This is a genomic window from Pseudomonas sp. BN414, assembly GCF_029871275.1.
GTDB lineage: Bacteria > Pseudomonadota > Gammaproteobacteria > Pseudomonadales > Pseudomonadaceae > Metapseudomonas > Metapseudomonas resinovorans_C.
This window is the reverse complement of record NZ_SSOL01000075.1, coordinates 90056-104598: the sequence shown is the minus strand read 5'-3', so window position 1 is coordinate 104598 and position 14543 is coordinate 90056. Positions and strand designations below refer to the sequence as shown.

Here is a 14543-nt window from a genome sequence, read left to right as displayed (position 1 = left end):
AGCGGATTGCGTCAGATACCGGCGGCGCGCATCAGTTGATCAGCCGCCTCCTTGGCCTCCAGTGCCTGGTCGCTCGGTCCCTCGATGTGGGCCATGCTGATCGCCCCCTCCATCAGATACTGGAGCTGGCGGGCCAGGCGCTCGGGCTGGGCAACCTCCAGTCGTGCCAGCGCCTCACGGAAGTAGCGCTGGGTTGCCAGCTTGTAGGACGCCGCGAGGCGATGCACCGGATGGTCGCGATCATGGAATTCGCCCGCCGCATTGATGAAGGCGCAGCCGCAGAACGGCTCCTGCCTCAGCCACTCGGCCAGGCCATCGAAAACCCGCAGGATGGCTTCCCGCGGCGGCAAATGCTCGAACGCCGCAGCCATGCGCTCGGCTGCCGGTGCGAAGCGTGATTCCAGGGCGGCGATGATCAGCTCGTCCTTGGATTTGAAATGCTTGTAGAGGGTCATCTTGGCCACGCCGGACTCGGCCAGGATGCGGTCGATACCCGTGGCGTGGAAACCTTCGCGATAGAAAAGCGCGATGGCGGTGTTGACCAGTTGATCGCGTTTGCTCGATGCCATTGCTGTCTCCTGAACCGCCGCATTATGCGCACCCGGCCTGGTCGACTCAAACCGCGCGGGACGCGAGTCCGGGATGTCGCGAGCTTTGCGCTTGAAATATACAGACAGGTCTGTCTACTATCCAGCGCATTCCAACCAACGCGAGGGACTCGCCATGCAACTCCACGACTTCTATCTCTCCGGCAACTGCTACAAGGTCCGGCTGTTTCTCGGCCTGATAGCTCAACCGGCCGAACTGGTGAACGTCGACCTGCCCCGCGGCGCGCAGAAGCGTCCGGAGTTCCTGGCGCTGAATCCGCGAGGCCAGGTCCCGGTGCTGGTGGACGATGGCCAGCCGCTGGTCGACTCCCAGGCGATACTCGTCTACCTCGCGCGACGCTATGCGGATACACACTGGCATCCGCAGGACGCCTTTTCCCAGGGGCAGATCGCGGGTTGGCTAAGCCTCACCGCCAACGAAATCCATAACGGTGTGGCACGTGCGCGAGTCGGCCTGAAGTTCGGCCGGCCGGTGGACCTGGAGGACGCCCAGGCCCGTGGCCGGCAGGTTCTGGAACTGGTGAATGCCCACCTGGCCAATCGCTCCTGGCTGGTCGGCGAGCAGCCCACCATCGCCGACGTGGCGGTTTACCCCTATCTGGCGATGGCCGAAGAAGGTGGCCTGGAGCTTGCGCCCTATCCGCACCTGAACAGCTGGATCGCACGGATCCGCGCCCTGCCCGGCTACGTCGACCTGCCCCGGTTCTAAGGGCCGGACGCCAACGTGACCTTTCCATTCCACCCCGGGAGCCGCCGGCAGTGATTTCAGAAGCTGCACGCCCCTCTCGCTTCCTGCCTCGAGGACACTGATCAAATGCGCCTGCGTTCGTACTGCCTGCTCTTCCTGCTCGGCACCTTCAGCGCCATCTCCCAGGCCGATGGCCTGCGCTTCGCCCTGGTGAAGACCTCGGAAACCGAAACCCTGGACGCCTTTACCGTGGCAGACGGCAAATGGACGGAAAAGGTGAAGGCGAACCACGTGGCGGTGCTGATCCAGCATCACGCCGCTACCCTGCTGTTCGACACTGGACTCGGCCGTCAGGTGGATAGCCAGTTCACCCGCGAGATGCCCTGGTGGGACAAGCCGCTGATGCAGTACGGCGCCGTGAGTCCGGCCCGCGATCAACTGGACCGTGATGGCGTTCAGGTGGACCGCATCATCCTCAGCCATGCCCACTGGGACCACGCCTCGGCCCTGGTGGACTTTCCCGAAGTACCGGTCTGGGCGCCTTACGACGAAATCGAATTCACTGAAATCGCGACGCCGCCTGCGGTCCTGCCCAGCCAGTTCGCCCACAAGGTGAAATGGCACCCCTTCACCTTCCTGCCGGTTCCCTTCATGGGCTTCGAGGAAAGCCTCGACCTCTTTGGGGATCGCAGCCTGGTCCTGGTGCCGCTGAGTGGCCATACACCGGGTTCGGTGGGCCTGTTCGTGACCCTGGACGACGGACGGCGCTTCTTCTTCACCGGTGATACCAGCTGGCGTCTGGAAGGTTTTACCGGGCCGAAGGAGAAGTTCTGGGTCAGCCGCAGAATGGTCGACAACGATCGCGAAGCCACCCGCGCTCAACTGCAGAAGGTCCACGACCTGCTCCAGCAGGAACCCGGGCTCACCGTGGTTCCTGCCCACGATGCCGGTGTGCAGGACAAGCTCGGCTACTACCCGCAATGGGTGCAGTAGACGGCCGACCATCGTCTAACAGACAGGAAATGTAACGAAATGCTTTAGTCAAATTGTTGTAACAGGACGACCCGACCGACCTGCAATCCAACGAGGAGACAATAACAATGAGCAATACCTCGCTTGCACGAGCCGTGGCCCTGGCCGCGCTCGGCGCCAGTTTTACTCTGCCGGGCATCGCCCAGGCCGAGTTCATCAAGGACAGCAAGGCCAGCCTGGAGCTACGCAACTTCTACTTCAACCGCGACTTCCGCCAGGACAACGCTCCCCAGTCCAAGGCCGAAGAATGGGCCCAGGGCTTTCTCCTGCGCTATGAGTCCGGCTTTACCGAAGGCACTGTCGGCGTTGGCGTCGATGCCCTCGGCCTGCTCGGCGTCAAGCTCGACTCCAGCCCGGATCGCAGCAATACCGGCCTGCTCAAGCGCGACCGCGAAACCGGCCGCGCCCAGGACGATTACGGCGAACTCGGCCTGACTGCCAAGCTGCGCGCCTCCAAGAGCGTGCTGAAGGTCGGTACCCTGCTGCCCAAGCTGCCGGTGGTCCAGTACAACGATTCACGCCTGCTGCCACAGACCTTCAAGGGCGGCCATCTGAACTCGCTGGAGCTCGACGGCCTCACCTTCGACGGCGGCCAGCTCAAGCAGGTCAACCAGCGTGACTCGTCCGACTACGAGGACATGACCATCGCCAGTGGCGCTGCCCGCGCCATCACCTTCCGCACCGGCACCACCAGCGACGAGTTCAACTTTGGCGGCGCCACCTACAAGTGGACCGACAGCCTCTCCACCGGCTACCACTACGGCGAACTCGACGAGTTCTACAAGCAGCACTACTTCACTGTCCTGCATGTACTGCCGCTGGGCGACAAGCAATCGCTGAAGAGCGACCTCCGCTTCGCCCGCTCCACCGATGAAGGCACCAGCAACGTCGACAACAAGGCCTTCGGCGCCATGTTCACCTATGCCCTCGGCGGTCACGCCTTCGGCCTCGGCTACCAGAGCATGAGTGGCGATACCGGTTTCGCCTACATCAACGGTACCGACCCCTTCCTGGTGAACTACGTGCAGATCGGCGACTTCGCCAACAAGGACGAGAAGTCCTGGCAGGCCCGCTACGACTATAACTTCGCCAGCATCGGCATCCCCGGGCTGACCTTCATGACCCGCTACCTCTCCGGCGACAACATCGACCTGGGCGTGGGCCGCGAAGACGGCAAGGAGTGGGAACGCAACATGGACATCGCCTATGTGTTCCAGGAAGGCGCGCTGAAGAACTTCGGCGTGAAGTGGCGCAACGCGACCGTGCGCTCCACCAACTTCGGCAGCGACATCGACGAGAACCGCCTGATCCTCAGCTACGTGCTACCGCTCTGGTAACGCCGCTCCCAACGAAAAAGCCCGCCAATCGGCGGGCTTTTTCATGTGCTCACTGTAGGTTGGGCAGAGCGCAGCGAAGCCCAACGCTTCAGGAATAGAACCGCGGACCTCAATCCTGCGAAGTCGCCCCGATCTTGTGGATCGACAGGTCCGCGCCGTAGTACTCCTCCTCCTGGCTCAGACGAATGCCCCAGGTCGCCTTGAGCAGGCCATAGACCACGAAGCCGCCTACCAGCGCCACCAGCACGCCGAGGCCGGTACCGATCAGTTGGCTCACGAGGCTGACGCCGCCCAGCCCGCCCAAGGCCTCCTGGCCGAAGATGCCGCAGGCGATACCGCCCCAAACGCCGCAAAGCCCATGCAACGGCCAGACGCCGAGGACGTCATCGATCTTCCATTTGACCTGGGTAGCGGTGAACGCCCAGACGAACAGGCCCCCGGCGATGGCGCCGGTCACCAGCGCGCCAACCGGGTGCATCAGGTCGGAACCGGCACAGACTGCCACCAGACCGGCGAGCGGTCCGTTGTGCAGGAAGCCGGGGTCATTGCGTCCTACCAGCAGCGCCGCGACGGTACCGCCGACCATGGCCATCAGGGAGTTCACCGCAACCAGGCCGCTGACACCCTGCAGGGTTTGCGCGCTCATCACGTTGAAGCCGAACCAACCCACGATAAGGATCCACGAACCAAGCGCCAGGAAGGGGATATTCGAAGGTGCGAATGCCACCAGACGGCCCTCGCGATAGCGCCCGTTGCGGTGCCCCAGCAGCACCACGGCACCGAAGGCCAGCCAGCCGCCCACGGCATGCACCACCACCGAACCGGCGAAGTCATGGAAGCTGGCACCGAAGCTGCTCTTCAGCCAGTCCTGCAGGCCGAAGTTGCCATTCCAGATCAAACCCTCGAAGAAGGGATAAATGAAGGCAACGATCAGCAACGTGGCACAGAGTTGCGGGCAGAAGCGCGCACGCTCGGCGATGCCGCCGGAGATGATGGCCGGAATCGCGGCGGCGAAGGTCAGCAGGAAGAAGAACTTCACCAGGGCATAGCCGTGGTCGGCAGCGAGCACGCTGGCCGGCTCCAGGAACGTCACGCCATAGGCGATCCAGTAGCCGATGAAGAAGTAGGCCAGGGTCGAAACGGCGAAATCGGACAGGATTTTCGACAGGGCGTTGACTTGGTTTTTCTGCCGCACGGTGCCGACCTCGAGGAAGGCGAAGCCCGCGTGCATGGCCAGCACCATCACGGCGCCCATGAGGATGAACAGGGTATTGGAGCCGTGGATGAGGGTCTCCACGGCGCTGTTGAGGTTTTCCATTGGCGAAGGCAACTCCGGCAGCGAGGAAAAAAGCACCAAAGCAGTTCAAGTCAGGTTCCGCGCGCACCATCCTGAAGCCGCCCCGCACCGCAACGGATCGCAGCGATCCCCCGATTTGGTGCAGGCCAGCTGGCGCAAGAAGTCCCTCGAACGGCATTTCTTTTTGATTTTCATAGGGTTGACCTTCGGGTTGACGTGCCGGAAAGCCCTCCAGGGCGCCCCGTACCAGCGCATTCCGCCGCAACCGCGCACCAGCCCGATGCAAGCGCTATACCAGAGAGGCAAGTGGAAATTCCCCGTGAACCTTGGCAGATGGCACCTACTCTTAGGCATTGAGTCCTACAAGGAGAATCGACATGCCCCGTAAGACCGCAGCAAGTGCCCAGGACGAACTGCTGGCCGACTTCCAGACTCTGGTCAGCGATACCGAGAAACTCCTCCAAGACACCGCCAGCCTGGCAGGCGAACAAGCCGATGAGCTTCGCCTGCAAATCCACGACAGCCTCAAGCGCGCCCGTGACACCCTTCGCGATACCGAGAAGAACCTGCGTGAACGCGGCGAGGCGGCTTTTCAGGCCACTGAGGACTACGTCCAGGAACATCCCTGGCAGAGCGTCGGCCTCGCCGCAGGCCTCGGCTTCCTGCTTGGCCTTCTGGCCGCGCGGCGTTGACCATGAGCGAGGAAAACCCTTCCGCCCAGGAGGCGGGACGCGGTCCGTCGCCCAAGCGTCTGAGCGCGTCGCTGCTCGGCTTGCTGCACGGTCACGTGGAGCTGTTCGGTATCGAATTGCAGGAGCAGAAGGCCAACAGTCTCTATCTGTTGCTATTCGGCGGACTCACGCTGGTCTTTGCCCTGCTCCTGCTGATCTGTCTGTCCGCCCTGGTCCTGGTCATGTTCTGGGACACCTGGCGTTTCGAAGCGGTCGGTGGTCTCTGTGTGTTCTACCTGTTGGCGACCATCTATTGCGGCTTGCGGCTGCGCGCCGCGGTGGACGATGACGAATCGCCGTTCAGCGCTACGCTCGAAGAACTGGCCCGAGACCGGGAGCGCCTCTTGCCATGAGCCTGCCGGAACTACCTCGCAAGGCGACCCGCCGTGACATGCGCAAGGCGTTGATACGCCTGCGCCTGGAAATGCAGCGCCAGGAACTACGCCACGAAACCCTGTTGCTGACGCAACCGATACGCCAGGCGCGGGACTTCACCCGTCAACTGGACATCCCTCACGCCCCGCTTTGGGGCATGGCGGCGGTGGCTGTCCTGGGATTCCTCGTTGCGCGCAAGGGCAGTCTGCGGCGCGGTCTGCGCCTGGGCGGCGCGCTTTACCCCTTGCTGCAAGCCCTGTTGAAGCACCCTCCACGAAGCGGACCGGGGTGATTCGCCAGGAACAGGAAGGCAACTGGCCACATTCTTGCTACGGGTGAGCGGCCCGTCGCACTCGGGATGGGCAACGCCCTGCGCCATGCGCAGTCCCCTGGCCGTCCACTAAGGAGTCAACGTGATCGATGGGCAACCGCTCGCCTGCTTCCAGCCCTTCATCGATACCGCTACGGGGCTGATCGCCGGCGTCGAAGCCCTGGGGCGGCTGCGCCAGCCGGACGGTAGCCTGCAATCGGTCGGCCCACTCTTCGTCGATAACAGAATCTCCCCGGCAGCCCTGCGCCGCCTCGACCGACAACTGCGGGAAGACGCCTTGCGGCGCCTGCATGACGCACCGCCGGACTGGTTCCTCAGCCTGAACATCTCCCCGCGCTGGATAAGCCGCCTGCGCCCCGGTCAACCCTTGCCCAGCCTCAAGCAACTGCGGCGGTACGGGATTCCGGCCGAACGCATCGTCTTCGAAATCACCGAGCTTGGCGGCGCCAGCCAGCGGTTGGCAGACGTCGTGGCACGTTACCGGGAGGCCGGTGCGCGAATCGCTATCGACGATTTCGGTGCCGGCTACTCCCAGCTCGACCGGGTGCTGGCCTTGCAACCGGACATCCTCAAGCTCGACATGCGCCTGTTCCAGGCCGCTGCCCGTGGCGGCCCCAGCGGCGAAGTGGTGAAAGCACTGGCGCAGATGGCCGAGAAGACCGGCTGCTGGATCATCGCCGAAGGGGTCGAAACCGAAGCCGAACTGGACTTCGCCCTGGAATGCGGCTCGCGCTACGTGCAGGGCTACCTGTTTGCCGCACCGCGCCTGGAGTTCTTCGAGCCCCAGGCATTCGTCCAGCGTTTCGCCCTGCTCCGCGATCGCTACGTGCAAAGCAAACTGGCCGAACGTGCACGTCTGATGACACTGCGCCGCAGTCTCAACCAGTTGATGGCGCGGCTACGTGAATGGGCCGAAAGCGGTGCACCGGCATCGAGCCTGGCCAGCCCGGTGGATTACCCCTGGCTGCTGCGCATCTACCAGTGCGACCGCAACGGTACGCAAATCACGCCCAACCTGCATTGGCAGCCAGGCGGCTGGCAGGAGGATGCAAGCTATCGGGGGCACAACTGGTCCTGGCGTCCCTACTTCTATCAACTGCTGGCCGAAGGCTGGGAAGAGCGCCGTCTGACCCTGTCCACGACTTACCGCGATGCCACCACCAACCAGTACTGCCTGACGGCCGGACAATTCATCGACAATGGTCGCCGGCTCCTGTTGGTGGACGTGGACGCCGCCTGCCTGGCAATGGACTGAGTCGCCGGCAACCGCTTGGGTTAGAGTAGGCTCTTCGGCCACTGAACGGCGAGGACAGGCCTTGGACTGGCAGACCCTGCTCACCCGCGAACGCCTTGGCAAACCGGTGCACAGCACCGATGAGCTAGGCCGCAGCCCTTTCCACAAAGATCATGATCGCATCGTCTTTTCCGGCGCCTTTCGCCGCCTTGGACGCAAGACCCAGGTGCATCCAGTCTCCAGCAACGACCACATCCATACACGCCTGACCCACTCGCTGGAAGTGAGCTGCGTGGGACGATCCCTGGGCATGCGCGTTGGCGAAACCCTGCGTGACGCACTGCCGGATTGGTGCGATCCATCGGACCTCGGGGTCATCGTCCAGTCGGCCTGCCTGGCCCATGACATCGGCAACCCTCCTTTTGGTCATTCCGGGGAAGACGCCATTCGCCACTGGTTCGAGCAGGCTGCAGCGCGGGGCTGGCTGGACGCCATGAGTGAGGCCGAGCGAGCGGACTTCCTCAGTTTCGAAGGCAACGCCCAGGGCCTGCGAGTGCTGACCCAACTGGAGTATCACCAGTTCGACGGCGGCATGCGCCTGACCTACGCCACGCTTGGCACCTACCTGAAGTACCCCTGGACCTCGCGCCATGCCGAGGCACTGGGCTACAAGAAGCACAAGTTCGGCTGTTACCAGAGCGAGCTGCCATTGCTGGAACAGATCGCGGCCAAACTGGAGTTGCCGCGTCTCGGTCAACATCGCTGGGCGCGCCATCCACTGGTCTACCTGATGGAGGCTGCGGACGACATCTGCTATGGCCTGATCGATCTGGAAGACGGCCTGGAGATGGACCTGCTGGACTACGCGGAAGTCGAGTCCCTGCTGCTGGGGCTGGTGGGCGACGATCTGCCGGAGACCTATCGCCAGCTGGGCCCGAAGGATTCCCGCCGACGCAAACTTGCCATCCTGCGCGGCAAGGCCATCGAGCACCTGACCAATGCCGCCGCCCGCGCCTTCGTCGAGCAGCAGGACGCCCTGCTCGCCGGTACTTTGCAAGGCGACCTCGTGGAACACATGCACGGCGCGGCCAAGCGATGCGTGCTCCGCGCCAAGGCCATCGCTCGCGAGAAAATCTTCCAGGACAAGCGCAAGACGCTTCACGAAATCGGCGCCTATACCACCCTGGAAATCCTCCTGAACGCATTCTGCGGCGCCGCATTGGAGCAACATGGCGGGCGCACGCCGTCGTTCAAGAATCAGCGCATCCTCGACCTGCTCGGCAACAATGCGCCTGATCCTGCCTGGCCGCTGTATCAGTCCTTCATTCGGATGATCGATTTCATTGCCGGGATGACCGACAGCTACGCAACCGAAATGGCCCGCGAAATGACCGGCCGATCCAGCCCGACCTGATCCAGCGCCCTCAGGAGACGCTTGATGCGTACGTTGCTCAGACAAAGCCTGCACTGGCACGCGGGCGCACCCGCCTGGGGACCTGCCCTGGTTGCCGGCCTGGGCTGTGGGTTGCCGCTGGTGCTTGGCCTGTTCACCAGCCACACCGGCTTTCTCTGGGCCGCCACCGGCGCCTTCCAGGCATCACTGGCCAATCCCCTGCACCGCCTGGGCATGCTGCGCATGACGCTGCTCACCGGCTTGGGAGCGCTCGCTGCGGGGACGGGCTTCTGGGTGGCGAGTCATCCTTTGCTGAGCCTGTTCAGCTTCGCCCTGATGGGGCTCCTGCTCGCCGCTCTGCAACGATTCGGCAATGAACTGGGCAAGCTCGGTGCGGGTCTCGCGGTGTGCCTCTGTCTCGGCCAGGGTCAGGCGGGGCTCGGCAACCTGCACAATGGCATGGCAGTGGGGGCGCTGTTCGCAATCGGCGGGCTGTGGGTGATGCTGCTGGCCTTCGCCCTGCGGGCCTATCACGGGCTGCGGTTCTGGCCCGCACTTCCCGGCCCAGGCAACCTGGCGAAAGTGATGCGTCGTCTTGCGCAACGCGTTTCCCATCGCCTCTGGCTCATACACGCCCTGGCCTGCAGCCTTGCTGGGGCGCTCGCCGGGCTTGCGGTCAACCTGACGGGTATGCCGCGTGGCTACTGGCTGACGTTGACGGTACTGACCACGATCCAGATGGACCTCAACAGCAGCCTGCAACGTGGCATCCAACGGTGTGTGGGAAGCCTCGTAGGCGCCTTGATCCTGATCGGGATGGGGAGCTGGTTGCAGAGCCCTGCCCTGCTGGTGGCCTGCCTACTGCCACTGATCGTTCTCAGCCGGGCCTTCATTGCCCAGCATTACGGGCTGTTCGTGGTGCAGACCACCGTATGCTTCGTGCTGCTGGCCGAGAGCTTGTCCCGTGACTGGCATCTTCCGGAGCTGCGCCTGTACAACTCGCTGCTGGGCGCCGGGCTGGCGATGCTTGTAGCCTTCCTCGCTTACCGTGCGCGACTGCGCTGGGGCACCGGCCCGACGCCCACAATGGAAATGGCACGTCAGGTCGAGTAATCCCGGTCATCAGTCTTGCAGGTGATGCGCCAATTCGGCCTGCACGCTGCCCAGGCTTTTCCAGACTGCACGCGCCCGTCGCATCAGCTCGAGGCTCTCGGCACCGTTGTCATGAGCTCGACCAAAGGCCATGCAACGGTCCAATAGTGGCTCGGCGCCGATCAACTCCACAGCGCCCTTGATCCTGTGCACCAGGCGCTCCAGATCATCCCAGCGCTCAGCCTCCAGAAGGACTTCCATCTCCTCGGCATCGGACTCGTTGGCGCGGTACAGCTCCTGCAGCAGCATGCGGATCACTTCCGGCGAGCCCCCCGCAGTGCGATCCAGCAAGCTCAGGTCCAGGCGGATAGGCTGATCATCGCTGCAAGGTTCAGCGCCGTCGGGCAGCAGACGCTGGAGATAGCGCTGCAGGCCTTCCAGGCCGATGGGTTTGAACAGGCAATCGTCCATGCCGGCTTCGCGGCAGCGCGCCAGTTCCTCCGGTTGGGCATTGGCAGTGAGGCCGATGACCAGCGCTGGATGCATGCCTCGCGCGCACTCCAGTTCGCGAATGCACCGCGTCAACTCATAGCCATCCATTACCGGCATGTTGCAGTCGGTGATCACGAGGTCGAAATCCGAGGCACTCCAGATAGCCAGCGCCTTTTCACCATTCTCCGCCTGCTCGGCCAACTGCCCCAGCAGCTCCAGTTGCTGGACCAGCATCATTCGGTTGACCGGGTGATCGTCCACCACCAGCACACGAAAAGCCCCCGGCGGCAGTTCCCGAGCCTCATGCAGCTCCGCAACCGGCGGCAATGGTGCCAGCGCTGGCAGACCGAGGCTTACGGAAACACGTGTACCTTCACCCGGCCGGCTATACAGCTCGATGCTTCCCCCCATGAGTTTCACCAGCCGGCGGCAAATGCTCAGGCCCAGGCCCGTACCGCCTTGCCCCGCCCCCACGCCGCCAGCCAGTTGGGTAAATGGCTGGAACAGGCGCTGCTGGCCCTCCTGGGAAATGCCGATTCCGCTGTCCTCGACTACCACGGTCAGCTGCAGTTGTTCATGTCCTTTGCAGGAAGCCTGCAGACGAACGCGAACCGTGCCCTCATCGGTGAACTTGATGGCGTTGCTGATGAGGTTCGACAGGATCTGCTTGAAGCAGGAGCCGTCCACCATCACATCGTCCCGGGACTGGAGGTCCAGCTCTAACACCAAGCGCAAGCCTTTCTGCCGAGCCAGCCCCTCGAACACACGGACCACAGATTCGATCAGCGCGCGCGGTGACTCGCGCCGTGGCTCCAGAGTCATGCGCCCGGACTCGATCTTGGCGATGTCGAGAATGTCGCCAATCAGCGCCAGCAGCGAATCCGCTGACTCCCGCGCGACGAGAATGGCTTCGCGATCCAGATGCTCACGCTTCAGGGCAAGCTCGAGCATGCCGATGATGGCGTTCAGCGGCGTGCGAATTTCGTGGCTCATGGTGGCGAGGAAGCGGCTCTTCGCGACGCTCGCGGATTCAGCCTGCTCTTTGGCCTGACGGAGTTCATCCATCAGTCGATTACGCTCGGTGATATCCACCCAGCCACAAATCAGGCCGCGAATCCTTTTCTGGGCATCGCGATAGGGAATGGCCCAGTAGGAAACCTCCAGGGTGGTGCCGCGCAGATGCAACTGATGGTCGCTGAACAGCGCCTCGCCCTCATCCAGCGCGAGCCGGCTCAATCCCTCCAACTCTTCCAGCTCTGCCACGGTGTTCGTCTTGAGACCGGGCACTTCGGTCAACCGCAGACCGATCAGCGCAGCGCGCGGTACACCAAGGGCCTCGATGAAGCTGCGGTTGCATGTGATGGTGCGACCGTCGAGCCCGCGTACGGACAGGGGAAAGGGAATCCCATCGATCAGTGAACGCTTGAATGCCAACTGGTCGTTCAGGCGGCGCTCCTCCCGTTCACGCCGCCGCACCTGCCGACGCAGGTACAGCGCCCAGGACGCGAACACTATCGCCACCAGCAGAAAAGCGAAGCCAATCTGGTAAAGCCGCGACCGATACTCGATCCAGTTGCTCGGCTCTTCGGCCTTGGTGTACCAGCGGTTGATGATGCTACCCAGCTCGTCGGGCGAAACGGACAACAACGCTTTCTCGAGGATGCTTTGCAGTTCGGGCGCGCTGCGGGATACGGAGAAGGCGAAGCGACCCGGATCGCGGCCGATCGTGTCGGCGATGCGGAGGCGCCCGGGATAGTAGCGATTGATCAGGAAGGTGGATGACGCCATCGCATGCACCGCTGCGTCGGCCTTGCCCTCCGCGACGTTCGAAAGCCCCTGGATAGCGGTTTCGACCTCTCGCAGCTCCAGCTTGGGGTAATTCTCGCGAATGTACGGGATCAGCGAATGCCCGGCAGGAACCGCCAGGACGTGCCCATCGAGTTCCCCAAGCGATTGCGGAGCACTATCCGAAGCCCGTACCACCAGCACGCTGCTGGTGCTGTAGTAGGGTCGGGTGAAGCCGAGGTACTGGCTACGTTCGGGGGTGAAGAACAGCGTGGCAGCCATGTCGACGCGCCCGTCCCGCAAATCCGCGAGCATGTCCCTGGCGGTGGACCTGGCGCTGACCTCGAACTCGAGGCCAGTCCTCTGCTGGATCAGCTCCAGGAGGTCCGACACGATTCCACGGAAACGACCCTGCCTGTTGAAGAAGGTCAGCGGCTCGAACGTCTCGTCGACCACCAGCCGGGCGGGACCGTGCTGTTCCATCCAGCGCTGTTCGCGTTCGGTGAGTTGGGGGCGGAGATTGTCCAGGAACATGCCCGCGCCGCCGCCCCAGCGCTTCGCGACGCCCATCCGTGCGGTATCCGGGATGGCCGCGATCGCACTGTCGACGATCCGCTGTAGTCGTTCGTTGCCCTTGGCAAGGGCGAAGCAGATGCCAACGCCATCGAAGCCGGCGAAGTTCGTCATGCGCAGGTTGATGAGGTAGCCCTGTTTGATCAGGTAGTCGGCAGCCACGGCGTCGCCGATGAAAACATCGCTCTGATCGAACGCGACCGACTGCAAGGCCCTTCGCACTGAGCTGTGCTTGACCGGCTGTGCATCGGGGTAGAGCCGCCGGAGTAACTCCAGGCTCGGACCGTCCGCTGAATAGGCGAGGCGCAGTCCGCGAAGATTACCGCTCGCGGCACGACGGTCGTCTATGCGCGTCACCATCACCGGCTGATGATGCATGTAGGGGATGCTCTGGATCAGGCCGGGGCTGGCAGCGTCGCCTTCCATGCTGTTGCCCAGCAGGTCGATTGTCCCGTTGCGCAGCGCCTCTCGCGCCGTTTCACGATCCGGAAAACGCAACACCTCGGCCTTGACCCCGAGGCCCTGGACGATCAGCCGCAGGAAATCCGCAGTGACTCCTTCGTAGTCCTGACCACTCGCCGTGATGTCGAAGGGCGGAAAGTCCGGCTCGTTGGTACCGACCCGCAGCACGCGTTTTCCTTTCAACCAGAGCCGGTCCTCTTCCTCCATGGGCACTACCAGGGTGGTGGATTCGGACCGACCCAACAGCTTCAGGGAAAGATTCCTGTCGTCGCCAACGCTGTTCGAGGGCAGGAGTGAGCTCCCGAGCAAGAGGCCTGCCAGCAGGTAAAGAGTGCGCATGAAGGTGTCAGATCAGGGAGTTGCGGGTGGCGAACTCCACCAGTTCGATCAACGTCCGGGCGTTGAGCTTGAGCAACAGGCGAGTCTTGTAGGTGCTGACGGTCTTGTTGCTGATGAACATCTCTTCGGCGATTTCCTTGTTGCTCAAGCCATTGGCGAGGTACTTGAGCACCACGAGTTCCCGATCGGAAAGGCGGCCAATCATCTCGACTTCATCGGGCAAGCCGATCTGCCGTTTGCCCGACTTGATCACGTCGCTGGGGAAATAGCTGTAACCGGAGAGGACCGCCCGAACCGCAGCGGTGACTTCGGCGAGGTCGCCTTCCTTGCAGACGAAGCCTGCCGCACCTGCCTGCATGCAGCGCGTGGCGTAGTGGTTGGGGTTCTGTCCGGTGAGCACCAGCACCCGCAGGGGCAGGTCCAGGGCATTGAGCCGGACGATGACGTCCAGGCCGCCAAGCTTGGGAATGCCGATATCGAGGATCACCATGTCCGGCTGGTGCTCTCGCGCAAGTGCTATCGCATCGACGCCGTTGTCGGTTTCCGCGACCACTGCATAGCCTTCGCGGTCCAGCAACAGTCTGACGGCGAGGCGAATCACCGGGTGATCGTCGACGATGATGACCTTGTAGGCGGACTCGCTTCCAGGCTCGAGGAAATCGTCCAGATTGACCAGTTTGCTCACAGCATCGCCCCCTTGGCACGGTTTAGTGGCTGCCACGATAGAGAAGCGCGTTGCACTGTCGACCCCCGGACGGCACCAGTCGAGCGAAT

The 14543-nt window shown here is 63.1% G+C and carries 13 protein-coding genes; 9 read left to right on the top strand and 4 right to left on the bottom strand.

Annotated features, from left to right (window positions below):
• Window positions 1–11: 11 nt before the first annotated feature.
• Window positions 12–569, bottom strand: coding sequence for a TetR family transcriptional regulator (locus E8E95_RS22965; RefSeq protein WP_280354148.1), 558 nt, complete (start codon window positions 567–569; stop codon window positions 12–14).
• Between the two features lie 154 nt (window positions 570–723).
• On the opposite strand from E8E95_RS22965, the gene E8E95_RS22960 reads away from it, so the two are divergent.
• The 3 genes from E8E95_RS22960 (at window position 724) to E8E95_RS22950 (ending at window position 3665) form a co-directional block, all read left to right on the top strand.
• A complete protein-coding gene (locus E8E95_RS22960; protein WP_280354147.1) occupies window positions 724–1317 on the top strand; it encodes a glutathione S-transferase family protein in 594 nt (197 codons plus the stop codon).
• Window positions 1318–1422: 105 nt separating this feature from the next.
• Window positions 1423–2289, top strand: coding sequence for an MBL fold metallo-hydrolase (locus E8E95_RS22955; protein ID WP_280354146.1), 867 nt, complete (start codon window positions 1423–1425; stop codon window positions 2287–2289).
• Between the two features lie 107 nt (window positions 2290–2396).
• Entirely contained in the window at window positions 2397–3665 is a 1269-nt protein-coding gene (locus tag E8E95_RS22950; RefSeq protein ID WP_280354143.1) for an OprD family porin, read from the top strand.
• A 109-nt stretch (window positions 3666–3774) separates the two neighbouring features.
• Here the strand turns inward: E8E95_RS22950 and E8E95_RS22945 are convergent, their stop codons facing one another.
• Window positions 3775–4983 (bottom strand): ammonium transporter, encoded by a 1209-nt coding sequence (locus E8E95_RS22945; protein WP_280354141.1) that lies wholly within the window; start codon window positions 4981–4983, stop codon window positions 3775–3777.
• A gap of 356 nt (window positions 4984–5339) precedes the next feature.
• Here E8E95_RS22945 and E8E95_RS22940 point away from each other — a divergent pair, with 356 nt between their 5' ends.
• The 6 genes from E8E95_RS22940 (at window position 5340) to E8E95_RS22915 (ending at window position 10139) form a co-directional block, all read left to right on the top strand.
• Complete coding sequence (locus E8E95_RS22940) at window positions 5340–5654, top strand: DUF883 family protein (RefSeq protein WP_179060039.1); 315 nt, start codon at window positions 5340–5342, stop codon at window positions 5652–5654.
• A 2-nt stretch (window positions 5655–5656) separates the two neighbouring features.
• Window positions 5657–6046, top strand: coding sequence for a phage holin family protein (locus tag E8E95_RS22935; RefSeq protein ID WP_280354139.1), 390 nt, complete (start codon window positions 5657–5659; stop codon window positions 6044–6046).
• A complete protein-coding gene (locus E8E95_RS22930; RefSeq protein ID WP_179060041.1) occupies window positions 6043–6360 on the top strand; it encodes a hypothetical protein in 318 nt (105 codons plus the stop codon). The genes E8E95_RS22935 and E8E95_RS22930 overlap by 4 nt, the downstream gene beginning before the upstream one ends.
• A gap of 121 nt (window positions 6361–6481) precedes the next feature.
• Window positions 6482–7654 (top strand): EAL domain-containing protein, encoded by a 1173-nt coding sequence (locus E8E95_RS22925; RefSeq protein ID WP_280354136.1) that lies wholly within the window; start codon window positions 6482–6484, stop codon window positions 7652–7654.
• A 61-nt stretch (window positions 7655–7715) separates the two neighbouring features.
• Window positions 7716–9047, top strand: a complete 1332-nt coding sequence (locus tag E8E95_RS22920) for a deoxyguanosinetriphosphate triphosphohydrolase (protein WP_280354135.1) — start codon at window positions 7716–7718, stop codon at window positions 9045–9047.
• 24 nt (window positions 9048–9071) lie between these two features.
• Window positions 9072–10139 (top strand): FUSC family protein, encoded by a 1068-nt coding sequence (locus tag E8E95_RS22915; protein WP_280354134.1) that lies wholly within the window; start codon window positions 9072–9074, stop codon window positions 10137–10139.
• Between the two features lie 9 nt (window positions 10140–10148).
• Here E8E95_RS22915 and E8E95_RS22910 read toward each other — a convergent pair whose 3' ends face one another.
• Both E8E95_RS22910 and E8E95_RS22905 read right to left on the bottom strand, forming a co-directional pair.
• Entirely contained in the window at window positions 10149–13769 is a 3621-nt protein-coding gene (locus E8E95_RS22910; protein WP_280354132.1) for a transporter substrate-binding domain-containing protein, read from the bottom strand.
• Between the two features lie 7 nt (window positions 13770–13776).
• The gene (locus tag E8E95_RS22905; RefSeq protein ID WP_280354130.1) at window positions 13777–14454 is read right to left on the bottom strand and encodes a response regulator transcription factor; all 678 of its coding nucleotides are present in this window, start codon (window positions 14452–14454) and stop codon (window positions 13777–13779) included.
• Window positions 14455–14543: the final 89 nt, after the last annotated feature.